Source organism: Pseudomonas sp. GW823-FHT06B06, from assembly GCF_058795195.1.
Window position 1 is genome coordinate 25798 of sequence record NZ_JBXAHO010000033.1, and the last position, 25346, is coordinate 51143.

The 25346-nt window shown below is 59.9% G+C and carries 24 protein-coding genes; 16 read left to right on the forward strand and 8 right to left on the reverse strand.

All coding sequences use genetic code 11. The features are described 5' to 3' along the window. Positions 1–267: 267 nt before the first annotated feature. Genes AC1Q8Q_RS24445 through AC1Q8Q_RS24460 form a run of 4 tightly spaced genes read left to right on the forward strand, consistent with a single transcriptional unit; the run spans position 268 to position 4266 of the window. Positions 268–1395, forward strand: coding sequence for an extracellular solute-binding protein (locus AC1Q8Q_RS24445; protein ID WP_492615594.1), 1128 nt, complete (start codon positions 268–270; stop codon positions 1393–1395). Between the two features lie 23 nt (positions 1396–1418). Beyond that, the gene (locus tag AC1Q8Q_RS24450; RefSeq protein ID WP_042955250.1) at positions 1419–2342 is read left to right on the forward strand and encodes an ABC transporter permease; all 924 of its coding nucleotides are present in this window, start codon (positions 1419–1421) and stop codon (positions 2340–2342) included. Then, positions 2339–3136, forward strand: a complete 798-nt coding sequence (locus AC1Q8Q_RS24455; protein ID WP_492615595.1) for an ABC transporter permease — start codon at positions 2339–2341, stop codon at positions 3134–3136. The genes AC1Q8Q_RS24450 and AC1Q8Q_RS24455 overlap by 4 nt, the downstream gene beginning before the upstream one ends. Before the next feature lie 41 nt (positions 3137–3177). Continuing rightward, complete coding sequence (locus AC1Q8Q_RS24460; protein ID WP_492615596.1) at positions 3178–4266, forward strand: ABC transporter ATP-binding protein; 1089 nt, start codon at positions 3178–3180, stop codon at positions 4264–4266. 28 nt (positions 4267–4294) lie between these two features. Here AC1Q8Q_RS24460 and AC1Q8Q_RS24465 read toward each other — a convergent pair whose 3' ends face one another. Then, positions 4295–4693 (reverse strand): hypothetical protein, encoded by a 399-nt coding sequence (locus AC1Q8Q_RS24465; protein ID WP_492615597.1) that lies wholly within the window; start codon positions 4691–4693, stop codon positions 4295–4297. A 212-nt stretch (positions 4694–4905) separates the two neighbouring features. On the opposite strand from AC1Q8Q_RS24465, the gene AC1Q8Q_RS24470 reads away from it, so the two are divergent. From AC1Q8Q_RS24470 to AC1Q8Q_RS24495, 6 genes are all read left to right on the forward strand, one after another. After that, positions 4906–5574 (forward strand): ABC transporter ATP-binding protein, encoded by a 669-nt coding sequence (locus AC1Q8Q_RS24470; RefSeq protein WP_020796257.1) that lies wholly within the window; start codon positions 4906–4908, stop codon positions 5572–5574. Position 5575: 1 nt separating this feature from the next. Then, on the forward strand, positions 5576–8047 hold the full coding sequence (locus AC1Q8Q_RS24475; protein WP_492615612.1) for an ABC transporter permease: 2472 nt from the start codon (positions 5576–5578) through the stop codon (positions 8045–8047). Continuing rightward, complete coding sequence (locus AC1Q8Q_RS24480) at positions 8037–9110, forward strand: lipocalin-like domain-containing protein (RefSeq protein WP_492615598.1); 1074 nt, start codon at positions 8037–8039, stop codon at positions 9108–9110. Before AC1Q8Q_RS24475 ends, AC1Q8Q_RS24480 begins: the two co-directional genes overlap by 11 nt. Before the next feature lie 117 nt (positions 9111–9227). Continuing rightward, positions 9228–9470 carry a hypothetical protein gene (locus AC1Q8Q_RS24485; protein ID WP_020796260.1) on the forward strand — a complete coding sequence of 81 codons (243 nt, stop codon included), beginning with the start codon at positions 9228–9230 and terminating at the stop codon, positions 9468–9470. A 132-nt stretch (positions 9471–9602) separates the two neighbouring features. Next, positions 9603–10184: a hypothetical protein gene (locus AC1Q8Q_RS24490; RefSeq protein ID WP_033044852.1), complete on the forward strand. Its 582-nt coding sequence runs from the start codon at positions 9603–9605 to the stop codon at positions 10182–10184. A 355-nt stretch (positions 10185–10539) separates the two neighbouring features. Further along, entirely contained in the window at positions 10540–11217 is a 678-nt protein-coding gene (locus AC1Q8Q_RS24495; protein WP_492615599.1) for a type 1 glutamine amidotransferase domain-containing protein, read from the forward strand. A 107-nt stretch (positions 11218–11324) separates the two neighbouring features. Here AC1Q8Q_RS24495 and hglS read toward each other — a convergent pair whose 3' ends face one another. From hglS to AC1Q8Q_RS24510, 3 genes are all read right to left on the reverse strand, one after another. Then, complete coding sequence (gene hglS, locus AC1Q8Q_RS24500; protein WP_492615600.1) at positions 11325–12704, reverse strand: 2-oxoadipate dioxygenase/decarboxylase HglS; 1380 nt, start codon at positions 12702–12704, stop codon at positions 11325–11327. Between the two features lie 111 nt (positions 12705–12815). Next, the gene (locus AC1Q8Q_RS24505) at positions 12816–13772 is read right to left on the reverse strand and encodes an alpha/beta fold hydrolase (protein ID WP_492615601.1); all 957 of its coding nucleotides are present in this window, start codon (positions 13770–13772) and stop codon (positions 12816–12818) included. Positions 13773–13793: 21 nt separating this feature from the next. Next, entirely contained in the window at positions 13794–15245 is a 1452-nt protein-coding gene (locus AC1Q8Q_RS24510; RefSeq protein ID WP_492615602.1) for a flavin-containing monooxygenase, read from the reverse strand. Positions 15246–15436: 191 nt separating this feature from the next. On the opposite strand from AC1Q8Q_RS24510, the gene AC1Q8Q_RS24515 reads away from it, so the two are divergent. Beyond that, the gene (locus AC1Q8Q_RS24515) at positions 15437–16510 is read left to right on the forward strand and encodes a diguanylate cyclase (protein WP_492615603.1); all 1074 of its coding nucleotides are present in this window, start codon (positions 15437–15439) and stop codon (positions 16508–16510) included. Positions 16511–16901: 391 nt separating this feature from the next. Here the strand turns inward: AC1Q8Q_RS24515 and AC1Q8Q_RS24520 are convergent, their stop codons facing one another. Next, a complete protein-coding gene (locus tag AC1Q8Q_RS24520; RefSeq protein WP_020800000.1) occupies positions 16902–17771 on the reverse strand; it encodes an isocitrate lyase/PEP mutase family protein in 870 nt (289 codons plus the stop codon). Between the two features lie 201 nt (positions 17772–17972). Here AC1Q8Q_RS24520 and AC1Q8Q_RS24525 point away from each other — a divergent pair, with 201 nt between their 5' ends. After that, the gene (locus AC1Q8Q_RS24525; protein ID WP_492615604.1) at positions 17973–18545 is read left to right on the forward strand and encodes a histidine phosphatase family protein; all 573 of its coding nucleotides are present in this window, start codon (positions 17973–17975) and stop codon (positions 18543–18545) included. Further along, complete coding sequence (gene cobF, locus AC1Q8Q_RS24530; protein ID WP_020800002.1) at positions 18545–19300, forward strand: precorrin-6A synthase (deacetylating); 756 nt, start codon at positions 18545–18547, stop codon at positions 19298–19300. Before AC1Q8Q_RS24525 ends, cobF begins: the two co-directional genes overlap by 1 nt. An 8-nt stretch (positions 19301–19308) precedes the next feature. Here the strand turns inward: cobF and ftrA are convergent, their stop codons facing one another. Next, positions 19309–20283 (reverse strand): transcriptional regulator FtrA, encoded by a 975-nt coding sequence (gene ftrA, locus AC1Q8Q_RS24535; protein WP_492615605.1) that lies wholly within the window; start codon positions 20281–20283, stop codon positions 19309–19311. A 101-nt stretch (positions 20284–20384) separates the two neighbouring features. On the opposite strand from ftrA, the gene AC1Q8Q_RS24540 reads away from it, so the two are divergent. From AC1Q8Q_RS24540 to AC1Q8Q_RS24550, 3 genes are all read left to right on the forward strand, one after another. Continuing rightward, entirely contained in the window at positions 20385–20804 is a 420-nt protein-coding gene (locus AC1Q8Q_RS24540) for a rhodanese-like domain-containing protein (protein WP_492615606.1), read from the forward strand. Between the two features lie 363 nt (positions 20805–21167). After that, the gene (locus tag AC1Q8Q_RS24545) at positions 21168–21947 is read left to right on the forward strand and encodes an ABC transporter substrate-binding protein (RefSeq protein WP_492615607.1); all 780 of its coding nucleotides are present in this window, start codon (positions 21168–21170) and stop codon (positions 21945–21947) included. Between the two features lie 188 nt (positions 21948–22135). Then, the gene (locus AC1Q8Q_RS24550; protein WP_020800006.1) at positions 22136–23248 is read left to right on the forward strand and encodes a succinylglutamate desuccinylase/aspartoacylase family protein; all 1113 of its coding nucleotides are present in this window, start codon (positions 22136–22138) and stop codon (positions 23246–23248) included. Between the two features lie 8 nt (positions 23249–23256). On the opposite strand, the gene AC1Q8Q_RS24555 is transcribed toward AC1Q8Q_RS24550, so the two are convergent. Continuing rightward, positions 23257–23874, reverse strand: a complete 618-nt coding sequence (locus AC1Q8Q_RS24555; RefSeq protein WP_033042159.1) for a hypothetical protein — start codon at positions 23872–23874, stop codon at positions 23257–23259. Next, positions 23871–25334: a PAAR domain-containing protein gene (locus tag AC1Q8Q_RS24560; protein ID WP_168759167.1), complete on the reverse strand. Its 1464-nt coding sequence runs from the start codon at positions 25332–25334 to the stop codon at positions 23871–23873. The genes AC1Q8Q_RS24555 and AC1Q8Q_RS24560 overlap by 4 nt, the downstream gene beginning before the upstream one ends. Positions 25335–25346: the final 12 nt, after the last annotated feature.

The following is a 25346-nucleotide window of genomic DNA, read 5'->3' on the forward strand; positions in this document are numbered from 1 at the left end:
ATTCGATCAGAGGGTGGGGGCACCGAATTGTCTAAATCCGACCCGTAAATGACAAAACACCCTATGGTTTGTCATTTATGTCCGATTATCGGATAGGGGTGTGCCGCTTTTGATGGGGATGGAGGTCGGATCTGACAAAGTCCAGGTCGGGCGCGCACAAAAATGGGTGATGGCGAACTGCTGCAATGCATCCAGCCAGCGAATGACGCGTGTGGTTGGCAGCGACAGCAGGCAGGGGACAATTTCATCACCCAGGGCGAGACAATAATGAAAATTCGCATCGACCTTTCACGCCGTACCTTCCTCAAGACCACCGGCATCCTGGCTGGCACCGCAGCGCTGTCCGGCTTGCTGCCCTTGAGAAGCATTGCCGCAGCGGAAAAGGAACTGGTCATCCTTGCATGGGCCGGACACGCCGAGCCGGACATCGTCGCCGATTTCGAGCGCATGTACGGGGTCAAGGTCCGGGCCAAGTACTACACCGGTGGGGACAACATGCTGGGGCTGATCTCGCAATCCCCGCCCGGCACATTCGATCTGATTTTGTCCGACGCCGAATACGTCCAGCAACTCAATGCCGCCGAATACATCGAGCCACTCGACCCCGCTGACTACCCCTTCGATGACTTCTACCCGGAGTTCCAGCATTTCCCTGGCCATTGGCAGGGGGACAAGCTCTACTCGGTGCTGATCCGCTTCGGCTTCCTCGGCATCGCCTACAACACCCAACAGGTTCCCGAAGCCAAGGTGCAGAGCTATGACGTGTTCTGGGACCAGAGCCTCAAGGGCAAGGTCGGCCACTTCGACTGGCACCTGCCTAACCTCGGGCAGATCAGTTTGATGGGCGGTAATGCGCGCCCGTACGATATCGATGTCGCGCACTGGCAAAGCGTCCAGCAGAAGATGATGAGTCTGCGCCCGCAGGTCGGTGGCTTCTTCGATTATGGCGGGACTTTTTCTTCGCTCAAGAACGGGCAGATCCATGCCATGTGTGGCATAGGTGACTGGATCACCGGCGTTTTACAACGCGCCGGCGCACCGGTGAAAACCGTGCTGCCAAAGGAGGGCGGGTTGCAATGGACGGAGTCTTACTGCATCGCCAGGAAAGCACACAGCCCGGATCTGGCGAAGAAGTTCATCCAGTACATCACCTCACCGGAAGGCCAGGTCAAGTCGGCGAAGATGGCCGCCTACCCAGCGCTCATCCCGAGCAAAAAAGGCTGGGAGCTGCTCAACCGCACCGATCCCGACGAAGCCAGGCGCCAAGGCATGGTGCTGGGTCAGCGCAATGTCATGGACGACATCCGCGATGGTCGCATCAAGTACCGCGAACTCCCGGTCCAGCAAAGCCTGGATGAGTGGAACGACTTTTGGTCGCAATACAAGGGTACTTGACGAGCCGCGCGGAGGTGGTCCCCATGATTTCAGACAAGTTGAAGACTTCGCCGTCGGAGCTCTCCGATAACGCGCGCGCCGAAACGCGCCGCGCCACCAGCAAGAGGGGGTGGCGCTTACCGTGGTTTGGCCTTTGTGTCTCGATGCCGATCCTGATCTGGCAATTGATTTTCTTCGTATTGCCGCTGGTGTTTCTGGTGGCCATCAGCTTTTGGCTGGTACGCAATTTCCGGATGGTGCCGACGTTCGAGTGGCAGAACTGGAGTTACATGCTCAGCCGTGGCTTCTTCTGGGATGCGTACGTCCACACCCTTGCAATGGCGGCGGGTGCCACGGTTCTGGTCAGCCTGGTGGCTTTTCCCTGCGCTTATACAATCGCCTTCAAGTTCCGCGAGTCGGCAAAGCAGTTGCTGGTGTTGCTGCTGGTCACACCGTTCTTCACCAGCTACCTGGTGCGCACCTATTCATGGCAGGTGTTTCTCAGCGACAACGGTATCTTCAACGCCGCGCTTGGCCTGGTCGGCCTGGAGCCCTTTGCCATGCTGAACACGGCGTTCGGCACCTATGTCGGCTATTTCACGCTATGTCTGCCATTGGTGATCTTGCTGCAATTGTTCAGCCTGATGTACGTCGACCGCTCGTTGATCGAGGCCGCGCACAACCTCGGCTGCGGACGATGGCGAACGGTGTTGCTGGTGGTAGTGCCGTCGGCGCGGATCGGTATCGTCGTCGCGGCGCTGTTCTGTTTCATACTGACGTTCGGCGATTTTGTAAGCCCGCTTTATCTGGGCGGTGGTCAGCCGCCAACCCTGAGTACGCTGATCACTGACACCACCAAGTCCGGCCAGCAATGGCCACGGGCGGCGGTGATCGCAACGATGATGATCGCGACGTTGCTCCTCTCGGCTTTTGCCGCGGTTCGCTTCGCTTACCGGAGGCGTGCATGAACGAGCATCGGATGATCAATTTCTTGCTGCGCAGTTTTGTCGTACTGGTGTTCATCTTCATCTTCATGCCCATTGCCGGCAGTTTCGTGTTCTCGTTCAACATCGACCGCTTCCCCTCCTTGCCACTGGGCAGCTTCAGCCTGCACTGGTACGAGACGATCGCCTCCGACCCGGCTGTGTGGCAGGCCTTCAGGAACAGCCTCGCGGTGGGTGTGGTCGTGTCGCTGGTATCGACCCTACTCGGCTTCACTGCGGCTTACACGGACTTTCGTTACTCGTTCTTCGGCAAGTCAATCTACATGGCGCTCGCGCTACTGCCGCCTACCATTCCGGTGGTGATCATGGGGCTGGCGATGTTGGCTTTCCTGTCGCGAATCGGGCTTTCCGGCGAGATTTACGCCGTGATGATCAGCCACATCGTGATGTGTGCCCCCTTCGCAATGGCGGTCATCCGGATGCGTCTGGCGCAGATGGACCCGAACATCGAGGCTGCGGCCTGGAACCTGGGGGCCAATCAGTGGAAGGCCATGCGCTATGTAATCTTGCCGTTCACGGCGCCGAGCATTTTCGCCGCGCTGTTCGTGACCATGGCCGTTTCCTTCGATGAGTTCGCTGTCGCCTGGTTCGTATCGGGACTCAACGAGACGGTACCGGTGCGCATCCTCAACACCTTGCAAGGGCAGGTGAGCCCGACCATCAACGCGATCGGCACGATCGTGTTCATCACGACCATGACCCTGGTGATTCTCGCGCAATTGCTGTTGATGCGTCGGCGCAAGCCCGCGAGTGCCTGATACCACCCTTGAAAAATCATCCGGACACGAAGGATTCAGACATGACTCAACCGCTGGTGGTATTCGACAACGTGGTCAAGCATTTCGGCAGCTACCAGGCTGTCGAGCGCATGAACCTGGAAATCCATAAAGGTGAGTTCGTTGCGATCATGGGATCGAGCGGCTGTGGCAAGACCACGACTCTGCGCATGCTCGCGGGGTTGGATAAGCCCAGTGAAGGGGAAATTCGCCTTAACGGTGAGCGCATAAACGATCTCTACTCCTGGGACCGGGAGACGCCACTGGTCTGGCAAAACCTCGCACTCTTCCCGTTTCTGAACGTGCTGGAGAATGTCGAATTCGGCCTGCGCATGAGAGGAATGGCCAAGGCAGAGCGACGCAAGAAGGCGCTTGAATGGCTTGAGCGACTGGGATTGCAAGAGTTTGCCACGCGCGACATCAGCCTGCTCTCCGGTGGCCAGCGTCAACGGGTGGCGCTGGCGCGCTCGCTGGTCACCGAACCGCCAATCCTGCTGCTCGACGAGCCGCTGAGCGCACTCGACGCTCATCTAAGTGTGCGCATGCAAGGCGTGCTGACTGGACTGCAGAAGGACCTGGGTATCACCTTTGTCTACGTCACTCACAGCCAATCCGAAGCCTTCGCAATGGCCGATCGTGTGATGATCATGAGTCGAGGTCGGGTCGAACAGATAGGCACGCCGCAGGAGGTTTTCCTTGAGCCTCACAATCGCTTTGTTGCCGAATTCGTTGGCGGTAAAAACATCCTTGATGCCACTGTCGTTGGCTTCGACGATAGCGGGCTGGTTTGCCTGGATACCGAGCACGGTGGATTCCTGGCGCGGCTACCGGAGGGTAAAACGGTTGTTCCCGCTGAGCGCGTTACGGTCTGCGTAAGCGCCGAGCATATCGACTTGACCGCGCAGCCTACGCGACGTAACCGGTTGAACTGCACCGTCGTCGGTGAAGAGTTCATCGGATCGATGGTCAACATCTATCTCGAAGCCTGCGGCGGGATTGAGTTGCAGGTGCAGAAACGGCATGCCGATTACAACTTGCTTGGCGTGCGCTCCGGGCAAAAAATCTTCGCCGAGTGGGAGGGGGCGCATGCGCTGATTCTGCGCGGGGACTGACTCGTAGGCTTGCAACCAGGCACTCGGGCTAAAACAGCCGGGTGATTTCATTCAAGATCCGATCCTGGGTTTGAGTGCTTGGCCTTTTGCGATAAGCCACTGCAAAAAATGCAACGCCTTCATAGTCGCAGCGAATCGAAAAAGTCATGCCTTCACGCAACCCATAGACTGATCTTTCTCCTGCTTCAACAAAATATCTCGCTTTTGTCAGGGCCGCTCTGGCGCGCTGCAGACAACCAGTTTGGCTAAGTGAGTGTTGTAGCCAACTCGTCGTGATGCGCACAGACGACGTTTCGCTGTCATCGATAGGGGGCCGAGTTATTTCATTGGCGGCTTTCTCATCGCTGGTGCAAGCAGTCAGCCCCATTGAGATAACACCCAGAAGAAAAACAGATCGAACTCTCGAATGCTTGAGTGGATTTCGCATCGTGGGGCGTACCTGTGACGATTTGCAATGAATGAAGGGCAATCACTAACGTAATAGCGGGTTTATGATCTTTTGCTACCCGGGTTCAGTAATTGCGACGAGAAGCGTCGTTCGGTTTCATTCGAAACGGCCGCGCAGGGCCGCAATCGGCAACGGACAAAAACCATTGCGGGCCGCTATCCTTGGCCCACGCTCATTGAACGGGTTCTGCCATGCTTGAAGTCCAGGATGTCTTCAAAAGCTACGCCACCCCACAAGGCCCGTTGCCGGTGCTGCAAGGTGTCAACCTGACCCTCAAGCCCGGCAGCAGCCTGGCGTTGATGGGTGAGTCGGGCAGCGGCAAAAGCACCTTGTTGCATTTGATCGCCGGGCTGGACAAGGTCGATCGCGGCAGCATCCGCAGCGGTGAACATCGCCTGGAGCAGATGAGCGAGGGGCAACTGGCGAGCTGGCGGCGCACTGAGATTGGCCTGGTGTTCCAGCAGTTCAACCTGATCGGCAGTTTGCGGGTGGAGGATAACCTGGCGTTTCAAGCACGCCTGGCCGGGCGCCATGATCCACGCTGGCAGGCGCATCTGGTGCAGCGGTTGGGCTTGAATGATTTGCTGCGGCGTTATCCTGAACAGCTCTCCGGCGGCCAGCAACAACGGGTCGCATTGGGCCGCGCACTGGCGTCGCAACCGAAACTGCTGTTGGCCGACGAACCTACCGGCAGTCTCGATGAAGCCACCAGCGACGAAGTGCTGAAGTTATTGCTGGAGCTGCTCGATGACAGCCCGACGACCCTGCTGATGGTCACGCACAGCCCCAGCGTGGCAGCCCGCATGGCTGAAAAGGTGGTGCTGCATGGCGGTCGTCTGGCGCCTGTGGACGAACGCTGAGATGCGCATTTTTCGTGAAACCCTGCGCGCACTGCTCAGCCATTGGCGGCAGCACCCGGTGCAGTTTTTCAGTGTGCTGACCGGGTTGTGGCTGGCCACCAGCCTGCTCACCGGTGTGCAAGCACTGAACAGTCAGGCGCGGGACAGCTATGCCAGGGCCAGTCAGCTGATCGGCGGCGAACCTCAGGCCAGCCTGAGTGCACCCGGTGGCGGGACCTTTTCCCAGCAGCTGTTTGTTGACCTGCGCCGTGCCGGTTGGCCGGTGTCGCCGGTGTTGCAAGGACGGCTGACGCTCAAGGGCCACGAGGATCAGCGCCTGCAACTGATGGGCATCGAGCCCGTGTCGCTGCCGGCCGGCTCCGAGGTGGCGGGGCAGGCACTGGCCATCGAACAGGTCGTGGAGTTTTTCACCCCGCCAGGCAGTACCTGGATCGCGCCGCAGACCCTGCAGGCGTTGGGATTGGCGCCGGGCGAGCGGCCGCAGGCGTTGAACGGCCAGGCATTGCCGCCCCTGCGCGCCGAGGCTGACATGGCGCCGGGTGTGCTGCTGGTGGATATCGGTTTTGCCCAGCAGATACTCGGTTTGCCAGATCAGTTATCGCGCTTGCTGCTGCCCAAGGATTTCACCGCGACACTGCCCGATTCGTTCAAGGGCCAACTTCAGCTTAAGACCAGCGACGAAGAAAATAATCTGGCGCGCCTGACCGAGAGCTTTCACCTGAACCTGGACGCCTTGGGGTTTCTATCGTTCGTGGTCGGCCTGTTCATCGTGCATGCCGCGATCGGGCTGGCGTTGGAACAGCGTCGAGGTTTGCTGCGGACCCTGCGCGCGTACGGCGTCAGCGCGCGGATGCTGATCGCCTGCCTGGCCGTCGAGCTGGGTGCTCTGGCCTTGATCGGCGGCGTGGCGGGTGTCGTCAGCGGTTACCTGCTGGCCAGCGTGTTGCTGCCGGATGTCGCCGCCAGCCTGCGCGGGTTGTACGGTGCCGAAGTGGCGGGGCAGTTGAGCCTGAGCCCGCTGTGGTGGCTCAGCGGTATCGGCCTGGGCCTGCTCGGCGCCGCGCTCGCGGGAGCCAACAGTTTGTGGCGTGCAGCGCGTTTACCGTTGCTGGCCCTGGCCGACCCCCAGGCCTGGCATCAGGCCCATGCGCGCTGGCTGCGCCGCCAGGGCTGGGTCGCGGCGATGGCCTTGGGCGTCGCGTTGCTGGCGTTGTTGCGCGGTGACAGCCTGGCCAGCGGATTCTTGCTGATGGCCACGCTATTGCTGGGCGCAGCGTTAGCGTTGCCGGTGGTACTCAATGCCGTGCTCAATGGGCTGACGCACCACAGTTCGACGGTACTCGGTCAGTGGTTTGTCGCCGATTGTCGCCAGCAACTGCCGGCCTTGAGCCTGGCGCTGATGGCGTTGTTACTGGCCCTGGCAGCCAACATCGGTGCCGGCAGCATGACCGCCGGTTTCCGCCACACCTTCAGCGACTGGCTGGAACAGCGGCTGACCGCCGAGCTTTACCTCAATCCACAAAACCCGGCCCAGGCCCGGGAGATGTACGGCTGGCTCCAGCAACAACCGCAACTGACGGCGGTGTTGCCCAACTGGCAGGTGTCGATTCAATTGCAGGGCTGGCCGGCGGATGTGTTTGGCGTGATCGATCATCCGACCTATCGCCAGCATTGGCCGTTGCTTGAGGCCGTGGGCGACAAGCCTTGGGACAGCCTGGCGGCGGACGACGCGATAATGCTCAGCGAGCAACTGGCGCGGCGCTTGAAGGTCAGGCTCGGCGATCAGGTGACGATTGCCACGCCCAACGGTTCCTGGTCACCACGTATCGTCGGGATCTACGCCGACTACGGCAATCCCAAGGGGCACCTGCTGGTCAACGTCAACCACTTGCTGCGCGGCTGGCCACAACTGGCGCCGAACCGCTTCAACCTGCGCATCGAGCCGGCATTGATCACGCCGTTCGTGACCGCGCTGCAAGCGCGTTTTGCCCTGGAGGACAGTCGCATCGTCGACCAGGCCCGGCTCAAGGACTGGTCGACGCAGGTGTTCGAGCGCACCTTCGCCGCCACCGCCGCGCTCAATAGCCTGACCCTTTGCGTGGCGGGCGTGGCGTTGTTCATCAGCCTGTTGACGCAAAGCCAGAGCCGTCTCGGGCAGTTGGCGCCGTTGTGGGCGCTGGGCGTGACGCGCCGCCAACTGATGCTGCTCAACCTCGGGCAAACCTGGCTGCTGGCGGTGCTGACGTTGGTACTGGCGTTGCCGCTGGGCATTGCGTTGGCCTGGTGCCTGGACTCCGTGATCAACGTCCAGGCGTTTGGCTGGCGTCTGCCGCTGCGGGTATTTCCCTTGCAATTGCTGCAGCTGATGGGGCTGGCGTTGTTGGCGACCTTGCTGGCGTCGGCGTGGCCGCTGTATTCGTTGTATCGCACACAACCGGCGGACCTGTTGAGGACCTTTGCCCATGAGGATTAAGCGTTGGGCGTGGCTGGTCGGCGCGTTGCTCGCCGGTTGCGATCAGCCGGCGCCGGTCGAGAAGGGTTTTGCCGGCCTCGGCAATCAAGCGACCGCCTTTACGCCGGTGGTACCCGGTAGAGTGTTCAGCTTCCCGGCGGATCACGGCCCCCATGACGGCTTTCGCATCGAATGGTGGTACGTCACCGCCAACCTCAAGGATGAGCAGGGGCGCGAATTCGGCGTGCAGTGGACGCTGTTTCGCAGTGCATTGAAAGCGACACCCGAGACGACTGGCTGGGCGAGCCAGACGATCTGGCTGGGCCACGCGGCGGTGACCTCGGCCTCGGTGCATCACGCCGCCGAGCGTTATGCCCGCGGCGGCGTAGGGCAGGCCGGCGTGAGCCTTGCGCCCTTCAATGCGTGGATCGACGACTGGCGTTTCAGCAGTCAGGCAACGGGGGCCGACCCGTTGGCCGATCTGCAACTCAGTGCCCGTGACAAGGCGTTCAGCTATCAACTGCGACTGACCTCGAATGGACCGCTGGTGCTGCAAGGGGACAAGGGATTCAGTCAGAAATCCGAACAGGGCCAGGCTTCCTATTACTACAGCCAGCCGTTTTTCCAGGCCAGCGGCCTGCTTGAGATCGACGGCGAGCGTTTCCAGGTCCGTGGCCCCGCGTGGCTCGACCGGGAATGGAGCAGCCGGCCCCTGACCGCCAACCAGAGTGGCTGGGACTGGTTTTCCCTGCACCTGGACAGCGGCGACCAGGTGATGCTCTATCGCATGCGGCAAAAAAGCGGCGAACCTTACCTGACCGGAACCTGGATCGACGCCCAGGGCCAGGCGCAAATGCTTAGCGCCGACGACATCCTTCTCACTCCACAGGACACCGCCAAGGTGGCCGGGCGCACGATGCCGGTGCGCTGGTCGATCCGGATCCCCGGCAAACACCTTGATATCGTCATCAGCGCCCTGAATCCCAAAGCCTGGATGGATCTGCGCATTCCCTATTGGGAGGGGCCGGTGCGGTTGAGCGGCAGCCATGGTGGGCAGGGGTATCTGGAAATGACCGGTTATTAGCGTCTAAAGATCGCAGCCTGCGCCAGCTCCCATGGGAAATCGCATTGCGTGCAATCAACCGGAACTCCGCCCGGCGTCCACCTCTCTACCGTACGAACACCCCCGCAGGAGTCCGACATGCGCGAAGACCTCACACCGCCCGACCTTGACGCGTGGCAGCGCCTGTTTGAAGACGAGGCTTATTGGCAGCAGTCTCCTGACTCCTATTACATGGACTTGCAGCGCCTGGCTGACGATTTGCTGGGGCAGGGCGCCATAGATCTCGAACAATGGCAGGCGCTCAAGGCCCGGGCGGAGCAATCCCACAAGGACTCACCGGCGATCAACGTAACCCGGGAGCTGGATGATCCTGACGCATGACCGCCAGCGGCAAATCGACCGTACAAGAAACTGCGAACACTCCCGGATCAGCGTCTATGCTCATCCCACACACGGCGTTTGATCTTGTTTCGGCGCCGTTTGTCGTCATTCATCACAGGGAATGTTCTGCCTATGAAACTTCATGCACTGACCAAAGCTGTCACCCTTGCTACCTTGTTGTCCGCTGCCAGCCTCAGCGCCGTTGCCGCAGATATCCCGTTGTCTGCCGTCGTGGAGGCTGATCAAGTCAGCACCAAAGTCGTGTCGGTCGATGCCGCCAAACATCAAGTGGTGCTTGAAGGGCCGGAAGGTCGTCAGGTCCACGTGCAACTGACCGAAAAGGCAAAAAACCTCGGCCAGCTGAAACCCGGCGATCAGGTCGATATCAAGGTCACCCGCTCCGTCGCGGCCTACCTCGACACCGATGTCGACAAGGGTTTGCCGGGCAGCTCGGAGCGTGCCGGCGAAGCCCGCAATGCACCTGGTAGCGTGCCTGGCGGCGAAGCTTATCGTCAGGTTCAAGTCCAGCTGCAAATCACCGACATCGACCTGAAGAAAAACCAGGTGTCCTTTAAAAACCCGGCGGGGCAGACCAAAACCATCACTGTCGAAAAACCGGAAGTTCAAGCCAAGTTGAAGGACCTGAAAGTCGGACAAAGCGTTTACGTGACTTACACCGACATTCTGCAGGTGACCAGCAAGTCCGGAAGTTGAGCGATTTTTCACTGAATGTTCCTATGCAACTTTTTGTATGGGAACAACCAATTTTGGCCGAACTGGTGGGTTTAAATTGTTGGTTTTAATGGAATTTAAATCGACATCCAATCGAATATGTATCGGCAAATTTCATGTTTAAAGCACGGACATATCCATAAACATCTATTAAAATACACCCCGTTCGCCCAGTGTCTGGGTTCTTTACCAGCGCACGGATTGCCGAGGCCATAGCGCTGGGCGAACACTTTTTCAAAGTACGACTGCACTTTCAATCGAATGAGGGGCGCGGGCTTAAACTTGTAACTAACTGTTATATGTTGAGCTTGCAGTTCCGAGATGGAGTGACGACGACATGAAAATCCTGATGGTTCTAACGTCCCACGATCAGTTGGGTAACACCGGCAAGAAAACCGGCTTCTGGCTGGAAGAATTCGCTGCGCCCTATTACGTTTTCAAGGACGCCGGCGTGCAACTGACCCTGGCCTCGCCCAAGGGCGGCCAGCCCCCGCTGGACCCCAAAAGCGACGAGCCGGATGCGCAAACCGATGCCACCCGACGGTTTCGCCAGGACCCGGCGGCTCAATCCGCATTGGCCTCGACCGTCATGCTGGGCACGGTGAAGGCCGGTGACTACGACGCAATTTTCTATCCAGGCGGCCATGGCCCGCTCTGGGACCTGGCGGAAGACCGTGATTCGATCGCCCTCATCGAAGCGTTCTACAACGCCGGCAAGCCGGTCGCGGCTGTCTGTCATGCGCCCGGTGTATTGCGCCATGCCAAGGACGCCGACGGCCAACCTCTGGTCAAGGGCAAGAAGGTGACAGGGTTTACCAATAGCGAAGAAGAAGCGGTGCAACTGACCAAGGTCGTGCCGTTCCTGGTGGAGGACGAGCTGAAGGCCAAGGGCGGGATTTTTTCGAAGGGGCCTGATTGGGCGAGCTACGTGCTGACCGATGGCCTGCTGCTGACGGGGCAAAATCCAGCGTCTTCACAGGCCGCGGCCGAGGCTTTGCTATCAAAATTGAAATGAACATCCTGTAGGAGTCCGGCTTGCCGGCGAAGGCGCCCGATAGGCCACGCCATGCTTAAGGACGCCTTCGCCGGCAAGCCGGCTCCTACAAGGGTCGTCAGGTTAGTTTAGTGACTCAGGGCGGCCAGGCACTGCTCGATCGAGCGCTGTTGCGTTTGTGCATACAACTGCAGTTCATCAATCGTCGAACGCCCCAGGGCTTTTTCGAACGCCTGCTGGTTGGAGTGCACGCCGTAGTGGGTTTGCGCCGCATCGCCCAGGTTTGACTGAAAGATTCCGGCCGCGCTTACCGGCAGGAAATCCTCGTAGACCAGCGGTTCAACGCGCAGATACCCGCCGCTGACCAGACCTTCGAGCGTCAAGGTTTTCAGTTCAGCCGCAGCCAGGCCTTTTTCCGTCACAAAGTAGCGAAAGAACGCCAGTTCCTGTTGGCGCATGCCCTCATAGGTGTCGGGAAACTCGCTGAAGTGTTGCGCCATCAAATCGTTGTAGCGGGCGGCATTGGCTTCGTTGGGGAAGTCCTTGAGCTCGTCCCGGGCGGCATTGAGCAAACGGTCGTACAGCGCCCGGCCCTTGGGCGTCAGTGCGGTACCGCGTTGTTCGATTTCACCGAACCGGGCGCTGTGGCTGCCGCGAGTGTCGGATTGATCGGTGAAGGCAACGGGCTCGTCAAGCGCCTTGAAACTGGTCTGGCGCAGCAGGATTGGGCACTGGCGGCGGGGCGGGCCTTCGATCACCGCTTTGGGGGTGATGCCGTGCACTGGCATCTGCGCCTGCACGATGTCGATGTCCAGGGTGCGTGGCGTCAGGTGATTGATGTGCGGTCCCTTGAACGCCACCACGTCGGCAATCAGGCGATGCTGGGCGCTGAGTTTCTGATACTGCTCGGCGGTAACGGTGGCGCTGTGGTGCCAGCGGAAAGTTTCCAGGGCCTGGTCGACGAACTCATCGGCCTCTTTTTCGCTAAGGCCGCCTTGGGATTCGGCGCGTTCGATCAGCGTAAGCGCGGCGGCGGTGAAGATTGAACGCTGATCCAGCACCGACTGGGCAAAGGCCCGCAGCTCCAGGTCTTCGATCAATTCCAGGCGCAGCAGCGAGGTGAACACCCGGAACGGGCTGACCTGCAAGGACGCTTCATGCACCGCGCGAAACGCCGTGGAATGCACTGGCACCCCGGCCGGGGTCAAATCGTAATAACCCACCGGCTGCATGCCCATGACCGCGAACAGGCGGGCCAGGGTGGCCAGTTCAGCCGCGGTGCCAACGCGGATCGCGCCGTGGCGCTCCAGGTCCAGGCGCTCGATTTCACCGGTGCTGTTCAACTGCTGGGCCACTTGCGGGTCGTTGTCCAGCACGTGACGGTTGGTCTGTTCCACCAGTTCCATCAGCGCGCCGTACAGCGGCACTTCTTCGCGGTACATGTCGGACATCGCTTTGGAGAAGCGTTGGCGGATCAGGTCGGGGCTGATGAAGCTTGGCTGGCTCATGAACAAAATTCCTGGCGCGTTGACGAGAAGGATGGGCGAAAAGATCGCAGCCTTCGTCGACGCCGGCAAACGAAGTTTCTGACGGACTTCATTCTGCAAAGGACTGCCAGTTCAGTGCAGTCGTTGATCCTGAGGGCTTTCCGAGCGCAGCGATGCCAAAAACTCCCGATACAGGCGTGCCGAACCGGCGGGTGCTTCGAGCATCGGCATGTGCCCGATGCCTTCCCATATTTCCACCCGCAGGTCCGCCAGGCCCTTGCTCCAGATCGCCACGCTGCTGACATCGATCAAGCGATCCTTGCGCCCCCAGAGCAACAGTGCCGGCGCCTTGATCGCTGGCAGCCTGGGTTCCATTGGCGGGCTGGCGCGAAAGTCGCGGAAGATTTCTTCCAGTTCGTCACGCGACTGTTGGTAGCGATGGGCGACGGCATCCAGCACCACGCGCGGCACCCAAGGTGGTTCGGCCATGGTCATGCCATAGAAGTATTTGAATTCTTCCCGTGAGTGGATCAGGAACGGGTTGTGGCCCCTGGCCAAATGCCGCTCCAGGTCACTGGGTTCTGGCGCGGTCACCCCGGCAGGGTCGAACAGGGCGAGCGAGGCAATGCGCTCCGGATAGTTGGCCGCCAGCCAGGCCGCGATGTAGCCGCCCATCGAGTTGCCGATGACATGGACCTTATCGACCCCGCAGACATCGAGCAGCTGGATCATGCGTTTGGCTTGCAAGGGAATGTCATAGCCGCCACCCTCCTTGAACCCGGTTTCGCCATGGCCGGCGATGTCGGGGATGATCACCCGGTAGTTGCCGACAAAGTGCCGGGCAAAACGCAGCCAGAGGTTCTTGTCGGCACTGAAGCCGTGGAGCATCAACACGTTGCTGGACGCCTCATACGGCCCGCCTTGCCAGGTCGAGACGGTCATTTCGGCGATGGGCACGACGATCTTGTGCAATTTGTACAACTTGGCCTCGACGGCCACGCTCAAGTCGTACAGCCAGTACCCGATGGCCGGGTAGCTCAACCAGCTCCAGGCGGCAAATACCGCGATAGCGACAACCAGTAAAAGCATCAGCGTCTTCCTTCTATCTGATCAGGACACGATGTGGTCCGCCGGTTTCAGGGTTCGGGTCAAGCGATGAAAGCTGAAACTGAACCCGGGAAACATGGCAATCACATGACCGCTCTTGCTTTGATACCAACTGTGGCAGCCTCCTGACTTCCACACTGTGCGTTTCATCTCTCTATGGATCATTTCAGTGTAGGTACGTTCTGCCTCGGGGCGTACTTCGATGCTGCGCAAACCGCGTGCTTTTATCGTGCGGATGCAATCGAGGATGTAGTTCATTTGCGATTCGATGATGAACAGTGCCGATGTGTGGCCGATTCCAGTGTTCGGCCCGGTGACGATAAACAGGTTGGGGAAGGCCGGCAGGCTGGTGCCGAGATAGGCGCGCGGATATTGCGACCAGACGTCCTTGAGGCAGATGCCGTTTTTTCCCGTGACGGGGTAGGAAATCACCCCGTCGGTAGCGTCGTAACCGGTGGACCAGACGATCAGGTCAAGGTCGATGTGCTGGCCGTCCTGCATGAGGATGCCGGTTTCATCGATGGCCTTGATGCCCTGTTCGCGGCTGTGCAATGTCACGTTGGTGCGACACAGCGCGGGGTAGAGCGTGCTCGACAGAATTACCCGCTTGCAGCCGATCGTATAGTCGGGCGTCAGTTTACGCCGCAGTTCGGCGTCCGGCACTTGGCGTTTGAGAAAGCGCAGTGCCTGATGCTGCACCATGCCGATTGCCGGCTTCGAGTATTTGAAGGCAATCACCCGGGTTTCGAATTGCCAGTAGATCATCCAGCGCAGCAGCTTGTAGGCCGGTTTGAGGCCGAGCAACCAGCGCTGGAAGCGGCCAAAGGTGCGGTCGGCCCTTGGCAGTACCCAATGCGGCGTGCGCTGGAACACATGCAGGTGCTCGACATCCGGGGCTATCGCCGGAATCACTTGGGCTGCGCTGGCGCCACTGCCGACGATGGCCACACGCTTTTGCCGGTAGTCGTAGGAATGATCCCAATTGTTGGTATGAAAAGATTTGCCGCTAAAGCGTTCCTGACCTTCGAAGTGTGGGATCACCGGTTGGCTCAAGGGACCGGTGGCATTGATCAGGAACTGTGCATAAAAAGCGCCCTTGGTGGTGTGAACCGCCCAGCGTTTATGTTCTTCGTCCCATTCGACACGCTCGACATTGGCCTGCAGTTCCACCTTGTCCCGCAGGCCGAAGTGCTCCACCACGTAGCGGGTGTAGCAGTGCAGTTCAGCCTGTTCGGCGAACATCTGCGTCCAACGGTAGGGCGCGAACGACAGCGAATAGAGTGGCGAGGGCACGTCGACTGCGGCGCCCGGGTAGGTATTCTGGCACCAGGTGCCGCCGAAGAAATTCCGTCGTTCCAGCAGGCGAAAATCGTCGATGCCGGCCTTGAGCAAATTGATCGCCGCGCACTGGCCGCCAAAACCGCTGCCGATGATCAGCACTTCGAAGGTGTGCATGGGCCTCCTGTTCAACGTTGTGATTCAGTCCTTCACTTCATGTATAGCCGTTTCTGCAGATTCAACGATTTGCAGGCGACGGGAGTTCGTCCCGCCAGCCGGTGATGGCTATTTGCCGTTGCCCTGTTAGACTTCGGGCACACCCTGCAATCGCGGTGTGAACAGGTTCGTTCTGTGGTGCAGAGGTCCCAATGGGAAAGACGGGAGGAAAAGGACTTTCACTGGCCAAGAGGCTCTACACGTCGCGCATCCTTGGCCTGGTGTTAGGTTTGATCTGCGTGAGTGTGGCGATGTATCCCCTGGACCCGGCTCCCTGGGTATGGGGGGTGATGCTGTTCAACGGCTTGCTTTGGCCTCACCTGGCCTATCTGTGGGCGCGACGTGCCAAGGCCGCTTATCACGCCGAACACCGCAACTTGTTGATCGATGCCTTTATGGGCGGCTTCTGGGTCGCCGCCATGCAATTTAATCCGCTGCCCAGTGCCACCACCTTGTCAATGATGGCCATGAACAACGTCGCCATCGGCGGTTTGCGTTTTCTCCTGGTGGGCAGTGTGGCGCAGCTACTCGGCGTGTGCGTCGGCTGGTTGATCTTCACCCCGGCCTTCATTCCAGAAACCAGTCAGCTGCAGCTTTACGCCTGCTTGCCCTTGATGTGTTTTTATCCCATCGCACTGGGCTGGATCTGCTATCGCCAGGCCTATACCCTCGGCAGGAAAAAGCGTGAACTGCTGGCCCTGAGCCGCACCGACAGCCTGACCGGCCTGCTCAATCACGGCGCCTGGAAGGATCAGTTGGAGATTGAATTCCAGCGCTGCCAACGCCAGCAGCAGGGCGGGGCCATTGCCCTGATCGACATCGACCACTTCAAAAGCATCAATGACACCTACGGCCACGTTGCCGGTGACATCGTGCTGCGGCAACTGAGCAAGATGCTCAAGCAGAACCTGCGGGTGAGCGATGTGGCCGGGCGTTATGGCGGCGACGAGTTCTGCGTGATTCTTCCCGACCTGCCCCTGGGCAGTGCAGCTGCGGCCATGGACGCCTTGCGCGACCGCTTCGCGACCCTGGGCTACGAGCAAAACCCGTCACTGAAAGTCAGCTTGAGCATCGGCCTGGCAGCCTTCGACGTACGCCACGCTGACGCGACCCTGTGGCTCAACGACGCTGACCAGGCGCTCTATGAGGCCAAGAGCACGGGGCGTAATCGTGTTATCTGTAGCAGTAATGACCGGCCTCACCACGAGTTGCTTGACTCGGCCTGACCTTCTGCGCCGCCCCCTGTAGGAGCTGGCTTGCCAGCGATGACGACCTGAGAACCGAGCAATCTCTCGTGGCTATACTTGATCTATTGTGGGAGCTGGCCTGTCGGGCCGCCGCATCGCAGCGAAGGCGGCCTGAGAGCGGACCTGTGTTTTGTTGACTGTGTACATATCCATTGCTGCGGTAACGACGGCTTATGGTTTCGCCCTTACGGCGAGTCCCTTTTGTCAAACGCCCTCCGGTTGGCTTCGCTGCACCTACATGCAGCGTGTTCGACTGCGTCGAACGGCGCTGCGCGCCACTCCCCGGATGAACACCGGAACGAGGCCTCCCGATATAGGCGGGTGGATCAAGAGCAATAGCAAGAGCCGGCCAGAGCCAACCCTTCAGCCCTTACTCTTTAACATGCATGAACTCCTCCGCCCAACGGATGTATTCCTCTGGCTGGGTGTAGGTATGCGTCAGTTCGGTAGCGCTGAGATCTGCCGCCTGGGTAAATATCTGGCGCTGTTCGCGCAGGCTGTCGTACGTCGCCTTGATGGCGGCGAAGTAGGCGCCGTGGCCGTCGATGACGACTCGCACGCCCAGTTCGGCGAGGCGCTTGTCGTCACGCAACAACGGATTGCCGTAGGTCACCAGCATCAGGGGCACGCTCAGGTGTTCGGCGATCTGCTCCAGGTGGTCGAAATCCTTTACCCCCACCATGCAGATGCCGTCCGCGCCGGCGGCTTGGTATTGCTTGGTGCGGCTGATGATTTCCTGGACCGGCAGGATGCCTGCATGGGTGCGGGCGATGATTGCCATTTCCGAGTCGCACCGGGCTTCCAGTGCCGCGCGAATCTTGCCGACTCCTTCGGCGACCGTGATCAGGTCCGTGGATTTTCGACCAAATTGTGCTGGCAGCAAGGTGTCTTCGATGGTCAGCGCGGCCACGCCGGCACGTTCCAGCTCAACGATGGTGCGCATGACATTGAGCGCGTTGCCGTAACCGTGGTCGGCGTCGGCAATCACCGGCAATTGGGCGACGCGGCCGATACGGGTGGCCTGTTCGGCGAATTCGCTGAGGGTGATCAACGCAAAGTCCGGGGCGCCCAGGACCTGCAAAGACGCGACCGACCCACCAAGGATCCCCACCTCGAAACCGAGGTCAGCAGCGATGCGTGCCGACATCGGGTCGAAGACCGACGCGGTGTGATAGCAAGTGTTGGAGGCGAACAGTTGGCGAAAATTGCGGCGCAAATCTTGATGAGAAAGCCTGGACATATGAGTTCCACCAATGGAAATGGAAAGGCTTGAGCAAAAGTGTCAACGCCGAAGAAGTGGAAGGCTATCACGTGGGCCGGTCTGAAATGATGACGAATTTGCAGGTTTTCCGGCCAAGACGATCTGTCTTACGGCACAATTGTGCAATGACTGACGGCCAGGCACTGATTTTCCTATTTATCCCATAGAGTGATTTTTTTCGTGCAGGCAACCCGTTTGACCTTGATCTGCCACGCTCGAACCCAGGCACAGAAACTGGCGCGCTTTCCTTTGGACGAACCCCTGGAGATGGATTGGCAATCGGCGCGTGGCTCTCGGGGCGCTCGATTCTCGCAGGCATCGCGCCTGCTGTGTGCTCCAGAGTTACGTACACGACAGACCGCCGAGCTGTTCGGTACGCCCGTGGAAATCGTCGACGCCCTGCGCGATTGCGACTTTGGTCATTGGCGCGGCATGCAAATCAGCGACCTGCAAAAAAACCAGGACGAACGACTTCAGGCCTGGCTTGCCGACCCACGTTCGGCACCCCACGGTGGCGAGTCGGTGGCGCAAGTCGGCAAACGCGTCGCCACCTGGTTGAAAACCCTGGAAGCGCAGCCCGGCCATGTACTTGCCGTGACCCATCCATTCGTCATGCGTGCCGCATTGATGCACGTGCTGCAGGGTTCAGCCTTCAACCTGATCGATGTCGAGCCGCTGTCGACGATAGACCTGCAGTTCCATGGTTGCTGGCGGCTCCGGCTGTCGTGCAACGATAACGAGAGAATGCCTTGATGAAAAAACTGCTGGTCATCGGCATCGGCGCCGGCAACCCTGACTACATCACCCTGCAGGCCGTGAAGGCGCTGAATCGGGTGGATGTTTTTTTTATCATGGACAAGGGCCAGAGCAAGGATAAGCTGATCGACCTGCGCCGCGAGCTGTGCGAGCGCCATATCACCGATCCGCACTACCGTTTTGTCGAAGCCTCGAGCCCGGAGCGCGAGCGTGGCGACGTCGACTACAGAACCAGCGTCGATGCGCTGAACCTGGCCAAGCAGCGAACCTTCGAGCGGCTGATCAATGAAGAACTGGCCGATGACCAGTGCGGCGGTTTTCTGGTGTGGGGCGACCCGGCGTTGTACGACAGCACCATTCGCATCCTGCAGGCGATCCTGGTTTCAGGCACCTGTGCCTTCGAGTTCGAGGTAATTCCCGGCATCACCAGCGTCCAGGCGCTGGCCGCGCAGCACAAGGTGGCGCTTAATCAAATAGGCCGCTCGGTTGAAATTACCACCGGCCGGCGCTTGGCCGCGGGGCAGGTGAGTGATGCCGACAGTCTGGTGGTGATGCTCGACGCCCAGGATGCTTATCAGCATGTTGAGGATCGGCAGACAGAGATTTACTGGGGCGCCTACCTCGGGACGCCGGATGAAATCCTCATCAGCGGCAAGCTCGAGGAGGTAGCGCAGCAGATCGAGCGGGTGCGCAAGGCGGCCCGGCAGGCCAATGGCTGGATCATGGACACCTATCTATTGCGCAAGCCCTGAAGCACCCCTCAGGAGATGCGCTTGTCCGTTTGCCCAAACCGTTCCCGGTACACTGACGGCGGCAGGCCGACCACATTGCGAAATGCCACGCGAAAGCTTTCCACTGAACGATAACCACACAGCTGGGCGATTTGCTCGGTGTGCTGGTCGGTGCTTTCCAGCAATTCCCGGGCACGCCCCAGGCGCTCATGTTGCAACCAGGTCTTGGGCGACTGACCGCTGGCTTCGGTGAAACGGCGCAGGAACGTGCGCTCGCTCATGGCGGCTTCGCTGGCCAGGTCGCGAACCTCCAGCGGTTCGTGCAAACGCTCGCGTGCCCACTGCATGACGCGCGAAAGATCGCTGCGCGGCGTAGGACTGACCGGTGTCGGAATGAACTGTGCCTGGCCCCCGGTGCGTTGCGGTGACATCACCAGGCGCCGCGCCACCGAGTTGGCGACCTGGGTACCGAAGTCCCGCGCCACCAGATGCAGGCAGGCGTCGATACCGGCTGCGCTGCCGGCCGAGGTGATCAATTGACCCGAGTCGACATAGAGCACGCCTGGGTCCACCAGGATATTCGGGAAGCGTTCGGAAAGCTCCGCGGTGTAGCGCCAGTGAGTGGTGGCTCCGCGACCGTCGAGCAAGCCGGTGGCGGCCAGTACGAACACCCCCGAGCAGATCGACAGTAACCGCGCGCCCCGCGCATGGGCCTGGCGCAGTGCCGTCAGCAATGCCTCAGGCACGGCTGCATGACGATCGCGCCAGCCGGGAATGATCACGGTCCGGGCTTGCTCCAGCAGCTCCAGGCCACCATCGGCCAGTATCCGGATGCCACCCATGGCGCGCATCGGGCCTTGATCGACGGCCGCGATCTGATGGCTGTACCAAGGGAAATCGAACTCTGGCCGCGCCAGCCCGAAGATCTCCACGGCGATGCCGAATTCGAAGGTACATAGGCCGTCGTAGGCCAGGATCGCGACCAACCCTGGGGAAGCATGCATTTGGCGGAAAATTCCCGGTGAGTGTCTTGTGCGCCACTTTAGCCCCTGGCGCCGCGTAGATAAAGTCTGTTCACACCCACTGACCTTCCGGAGCCCTGCCCATGACCAGCCTCGTGCGCGAAATACCAGCCGCCCCTTCAGCCATTGCCTTGATGCATTTCAGCAACCGCCTGACATTCGAAACCGACTGTTCCGACGTCTACGCCAGCCAACAAGCCGGTGAAGTCGATTTTGTCCTGGTGGATGTGCGGGGGCCGCTGGCGTTCGACCGGGGGCATGTACCTGGCGCGATCAACATTCCCGGGCGACTGCTCACCGCCGATGGTTTGCGTGACTACCCGAAAACCAGCCTGTTCGTGGTCTATTGCGCCGGCCCCCACTGCAACGGTGCGAACAAGGCAGCGGTGAAACTGGCGGCGCTGGGTTACCCGGTCAAGGAAATGATCGGCGGCGTGACCGGGTGGCTGGACGAAGGGTTCACGTTGAGTGCGGCGAGTGCCGCTGTCGGCTGTGCGTGCTGACCCCCTGTAGGAGCGAGCATGCTCGCGATGCACCTGAGAACGCCGCGGGGTGTCAGGTACCCCGCGTCATCGTTGACGACCATCGCGAGCATGCTCGCTCCTACGTGTCGGTGGCGACCACGGATCGACGTCTCGGCAAACCTCGTCCTTTGTAGGAGCGAGGTGGTTTTCTATCGGACGTTGCACCGCTTTAGCGCATGCTGGATTCGCTTGCGCGTCGCTGACCACTTTCCGTAAATATTTGTCGCCTCCAAATAATTTACCCTGTGAAGGCCGCTCTAGACTGCCGGCCACTTCGGTTTCCCGGCCACAAGCTACCGACCGAAAGCTATCAATAAAAGTCTCCGCACACAGGAGTTATAAATGAAAAAGCTAGTGATGTTCGGTGCCCTGGCACTGTCGATGTTGTCCCTGACCGCCGTGGCCGCGGATACCAAGCCCATCCGCATCGGTATCGAGGCCGGTTACCCGCCGTTCTCGATGAAAACCCCTGACGGCAAACTCACCGGTTTCGACGTGGACATCGGCGACGCACTGTGCGAGCAGATGAACGTCAAGTGCACTTGGGTCGAGCAAGAGTTCGACGGCCTGATTCCTGCGCTGAAGGTCAAGAAAATCGACGCCATCCTCTCGTCCATGACCATCACCGACGATCGCAAGAAAAACGTCGACTTCACCATCAAGTACTACCACACCCCGGCGCGTTTCGTGATGAAGGAAGGTTCCGACGTCAAAGATCCGTTGACCGAGCTCAAGGGCAAGAAAGTCGGTGTCCTGCGTGCCAGTACCCATGAGCGTTTTGCCACCGAAGTGCTGCAACCGGCAGGGATTATCCTGGTGCGCTACGGTTCCCAGCAGGAAGCCAACCTGGACATGGTGTCCGGTCGCGTCGACGCACTGCTGGCCGATTCGGTCAACCTCGACGACGGTTTCCTGAAGACCGACGCCGGTAAAGGTTTCGCTTTCGTGGGGCCTGAGTACAACGACCCGAAATACTTCGGCGGTGGCGCCGGGATTGCCGTGCGCAAGGGCGATACCGCCTTGGCCGAGCAGTTCAACAAAGCCATTACCGAGATCCGCGCCAACGGCAAGTACAAGCAAGTTCAGGACAAGTACTTCAAGTTTGACGTTTACGGCGAGTAATCGAGCCGTTCAAAAAAATGGCCCCGTTGACGCGGTGGCCATTTTTTTATGCTCATGATTTATCCTCCCTATCACATTGCTCACTGTAGGAGCTGCCGCAGGCTGCGATCTTTTGATCTTGCTTTTAAAAAATCAAAATCAAAAGATCGCAGCCCGCGGCAGCTCCTACAGAGAATCGGAGTCTTCCCATGCAACGCATCGACCATTCACTGCCCTGGAGCCACCTGGGGACCGAGCGCACCCTCAGCGTGTTTCGATATGGCGCAGGCACCCGCAAAGTCTATATCCAGGCCAGCCTGCACGCTGATGAACTGCCAGGCATGCGCACGGCCTGGGAGCTCAAGCAGCGCCTGGCGGAACTGGAAAGCCAGGGTCAACTGCAAGGCCTGATCGAACTGGTGCCGGTGGCCAACCCCATCGGTCTCGATCAGCACCTGCAAGGCAGCCACATGGGTCGCTTCGAACTGGGCAGCGGCAAGAACTTCAACCGCTCGTTCGTCGAACTCAGCGCACCGGTAGCGCAGCGGGTGGGTGATCGTCTGGGCAGCGATGCCGAGGCTAACATCGCCTTGATTCGCCAGGCCATGGGCCAGGTACTCGACGACCTGCCGGCCCCGGCGTCGCAACTCGAAGCAATGCACCGCCTGTTGCTGCGCCACGCCTGCGACGCCGACATCACCCTCGATCTGCATTGCGACTTCGACGCGGCAATCCACCTCTACGCCTTGCCGCAACACTGGCCGCAGTGGCAATCGCTGGCGGCGCGCCTGAAAGCCGGGGTGGCGTTGCTGTGCGAAGATTCCGGCGGCAGTTCCTTCGACGAATCCTGCTCTTCGCCCTGGTTACGCCTGGCCAGGGCTTTCCCCGAAGCCGCCATCCCACCGGCCAACCTGGCAACCACGCTGGAGCTTGGCAGCATGGGCGATACCCGGGTCGATCAGGCCCGGGCCAATTGCGAGGCGATCCTGGGCTTTCTCGCCGAGCAGGGGTTCATCAAGGGCACCTGGCCCGTGGCACCGAGCGAGTGCTGTGAGGGCATGCCGTTTGAAGGCACTCAATACCTATTCGCACCGCATCACGGCGTGGTCAGCTTCCTGCGCGATGCCGGTGAATGGGTGGAGCAGGGCGATGCACTGTTTGAAGTGGTCGACCCGCTGAACGACAAGCTCACTACCGTGCGCGCGGGCACCAGTGGCGTGTTGTTCGCGATCGATCGTGGTCGCTATACGCAACCGGGCACCTGGCAGGCGAAAGTGGCGGGGCGCAAGCCGATTCGTGTTGGGAAGTTGATTAACGATTGAGGGGAGATTCATTGCACGCCTCGTGATCGGTGGATGCCCAAGGTGATGAGGTAGCGTTCTTCAGTGGGGTGCTTGACGTCCTTGAAACGGCCAACCACCAGCATCAGTTGGTACTTGTCACCTGCTCGCCAGTAAGCTTTTTCGACGTTTTTTACACCTTGCAATTGGGCACGCCATTGCGGGGTGTCGGCGAATGAGGGGAAGTCCTTGACCCGGATGGGTACCCAGCCAGCGTTGCGCCATTGCTCCTGCAGATCCAGCACAACCTTGAGGGTGTCGTCGAGTAATAGCGGCTCGACTTGCGGAGACATGCGGACACCGTCAATCCGTTCATCGCGTCCAAAACCTACCGTGAAGAAACGGGCCAGCGGAGTCACAAAGCCAAACTCAGGATCTGCGAAGCGCAGACGGGCATCAGACTTGGGAACATTGAACCAGGAGTGCCCTGGTATGACTGGGTCGATTCTTGCGCTGGAGCGCTGGCGCATGGCCTCGTACGGCTCGCCAATCACGAGAGCGATTTCCGGCTCATCCGAAAGTTTTTGAATCGCCGCCAGCGTCAGGAGGGCGGCGACCGCCATTACCAACGCACCACGTCGCGAGCCCACGCGTTGCAACAGGCTCATCGCACGCCACCACCCAGGGCAATATCCCGAATCGACCGCTCAATCTGCTCGCTCTGGTCGCTGTGCAGCAGATCATCAAACTGCTTCGCTGCCCTCAGTACGAAGGCCATGCGCTGATTGATATCGGCCAGGTTGGCAAAGGGGGTGTTGCTGAAACCAATGGTGCGTCCATCATCGATGCGGCGGCACTGACTGGCCAACGTCAATTCGATGGCTTCGGCGGCACCGGACGGAAAACCGACCAGGTAGGAAAGATGATTACTGTACAGCAATGAATTGAATCGCCAGTCGCTGTACATCGCTGGTTGCAGAATATTGACCTGTTCGTGTTTGGCCAGATGCTCAACACTTTCGGCGATGTTACCCGCCTCAATCGCCTCGAAGGCCAGGAGAATTTCCTCATGGTCAATCCCGAACTCTAGAGTTTTCTGCCCGACCGGCCACAGCACGGGATGTTGGCCATGCCCATAAATGTTGCTACGTGAACCCAGACAATCCTTCATCGCCTCCAGCCCCCGCTCCCGGTAGAACACATGCAGCGGATATACATCCAGAAACAGCGTGGTATTCCCCATGGCCAGCATTTCGTACACAAACCGGTACATCCGTTGCGAGTAGGACAAGGGAAGGTCGGCCCCCCAATGGGTGAAGCCCCACACCGGGTTGTCCCGGTTGGCCTCTTCATACTCGCGTTGGCGCTGCTCAAACGCGCGAATGGTCGCGCGCTTTTCCCGCTCACTGGGGCTGAGCAAACCTCTCAATCCTTGTCTGGCGCTGTCCTTCAGTTGCTGTATCGTTTCCTCTTCCGCCTGAATTTTCTCGATCGTGTCGGCCGCGTGCAGCAATCCACAACCCACCTGTTTCGAGGCGAAGGCCGCCAGCCCGGCCCACTGGAAACGCGGGTCGTGGCGCCACAGCTGGGCATAGGCGGCATTGATCGCCTTGTTGCGCGCCTTCGGGTCGGCGATCAGCTTGCCGTTCGGTGCCACGACGTTTTCGACCCGCTGCTGGTAGCCGCGCCAATGGTTTTCGCAGGCCGTTCCTGGCCGTTCGCTGAGCGTCGGTGAGGGTGCCCGCGCCGAAGTGAAACTGGATTGTCGCGGCGTCACCGGGTTGCTGGGGGCCACTGGCGTGGCCTCCTGTTGAGGGGCACTTCTCGCGGCTGGTGGCGCAGCACCCTGTCGGGACTCATAGGTGGCGGTGGTAAACGAGGGGACGAGCCCAGCCTTGCAGGGACAGCCGCTGCGGCTGTCCAGCGAGCCCGCCACCAGGCCCCCGTGACTGCCAAAGAACGCGATGCCACCCTCGATTTCGTAGGTTTCATCATTTTTGCCACAGGACACCGGATCCCCTGCGCGAGCATGGGCGAAGCCAAACATCATGACGCGGGTATCGGCGTCCAGCACCTCGCCACCACAGGTGGTCTTGTCACCCTTGCGAATGAAATATCCCTTTGCCATTGCTTGAACTCC

Coding starts and splice junctions, on each gene's coding strand:
- AC1Q8Q_RS24445 (WP_492615594.1), top strand. CDS start 268: ATGAAAATTCGCATCGACCTTTCACGCCGTACCTTCCTCAAGACCACC.
- AC1Q8Q_RS24450 (WP_042955250.1), top strand. CDS start 1,419: ATGATTTCAGACAAGTTGAAGACTTCGCCGTCGGAGCTCTCCGATAAC.
- AC1Q8Q_RS24455 (WP_492615595.1), top strand. CDS start 2,339: ATGAACGAGCATCGGATGATCAATTTCTTGCTGCGCAGTTTTGTCGTA.
- AC1Q8Q_RS24460 (WP_492615596.1), top strand. CDS start 3,178: ATGACTCAACCGCTGGTGGTATTCGACAACGTGGTCAAGCATTTCGGC.
- AC1Q8Q_RS24465 (WP_492615597.1), bottom strand. CDS start 4,693: ATGCGAAATCCACTCAAGCATTCGAGAGTTCGATCTGTTTTTCTTCTG.
- AC1Q8Q_RS24470 (WP_020796257.1), top strand. CDS start 4,906: ATGCTTGAAGTCCAGGATGTCTTCAAAAGCTACGCCACCCCACAAGGC.
- AC1Q8Q_RS24475 (WP_492615612.1), top strand. CDS start 5,576: ATGCGCATTTTTCGTGAAACCCTGCGCGCACTGCTCAGCCATTGGCGG.
- AC1Q8Q_RS24480 (WP_492615598.1), top strand. CDS start 8,037: ATGAGGATTAAGCGTTGGGCGTGGCTGGTCGGCGCGTTGCTCGCCGGT.
- AC1Q8Q_RS24485 (WP_020796260.1), top strand. CDS start 9,228: ATGCGCGAAGACCTCACACCGCCCGACCTTGACGCGTGGCAGCGCCTG.
- AC1Q8Q_RS24490 (WP_033044852.1), top strand. CDS start 9,603: ATGAAACTTCATGCACTGACCAAAGCTGTCACCCTTGCTACCTTGTTG.
- AC1Q8Q_RS24495 (WP_492615599.1), top strand. CDS start 10,540: ATGAAAATCCTGATGGTTCTAACGTCCCACGATCAGTTGGGTAACACC.
- hglS (WP_492615600.1), bottom strand. CDS start 12,704: ATGAGCCAGCCAAGCTTCATCAGCCCCGACCTGATCCGCCAACGCTTC.
- AC1Q8Q_RS24505 (WP_492615601.1), bottom strand. CDS start 13,772: ATGCTTTTACTGGTTGTCGCTATCGCGGTATTTGCCGCCTGGAGCTGG.
- AC1Q8Q_RS24510 (WP_492615602.1), bottom strand. CDS start 15,245: ATGCACACCTTCGAAGTGCTGATCATCGGCAGCGGTTTTGGCGGCCAG.
- AC1Q8Q_RS24515 (WP_492615603.1), top strand. CDS start 15,437: ATGGGAAAGACGGGAGGAAAAGGACTTTCACTGGCCAAGAGGCTCTAC.
- AC1Q8Q_RS24520 (WP_020800000.1), bottom strand. CDS start 17,771: ATGTCCAGGCTTTCTCATCAAGATTTGCGCCGCAATTTTCGCCAACTG.
- cobF (WP_020800002.1), top strand. CDS start 18,545: ATGAAAAAACTGCTGGTCATCGGCATCGGCGCCGGCAACCCTGACTAC.
- ftrA (WP_492615605.1), bottom strand. CDS start 20,283: ATGCATGCTTCCCCAGGGTTGGTCGCGATCCTGGCCTACGACGGCCTA.
- AC1Q8Q_RS24540 (WP_492615606.1), top strand. CDS start 20,385: ATGACCAGCCTCGTGCGCGAAATACCAGCCGCCCCTTCAGCCATTGCC.
- AC1Q8Q_RS24545 (WP_492615607.1), top strand. CDS start 21,168: ATGAAAAAGCTAGTGATGTTCGGTGCCCTGGCACTGTCGATGTTGTCC.
- AC1Q8Q_RS24550 (WP_020800006.1), top strand. CDS start 22,136: ATGCAACGCATCGACCATTCACTGCCCTGGAGCCACCTGGGGACCGAG.
- AC1Q8Q_RS24555 (WP_033042159.1), bottom strand. CDS start 23,874: ATGAGCCTGTTGCAACGCGTGGGCTCGCGACGTGGTGCGTTGGTAATG.
- AC1Q8Q_RS24560 (WP_168759167.1), bottom strand. CDS start 25,334: ATGGCAAAGGGATATTTCATTCGCAAGGGTGACAAGACCACCTGTGGT.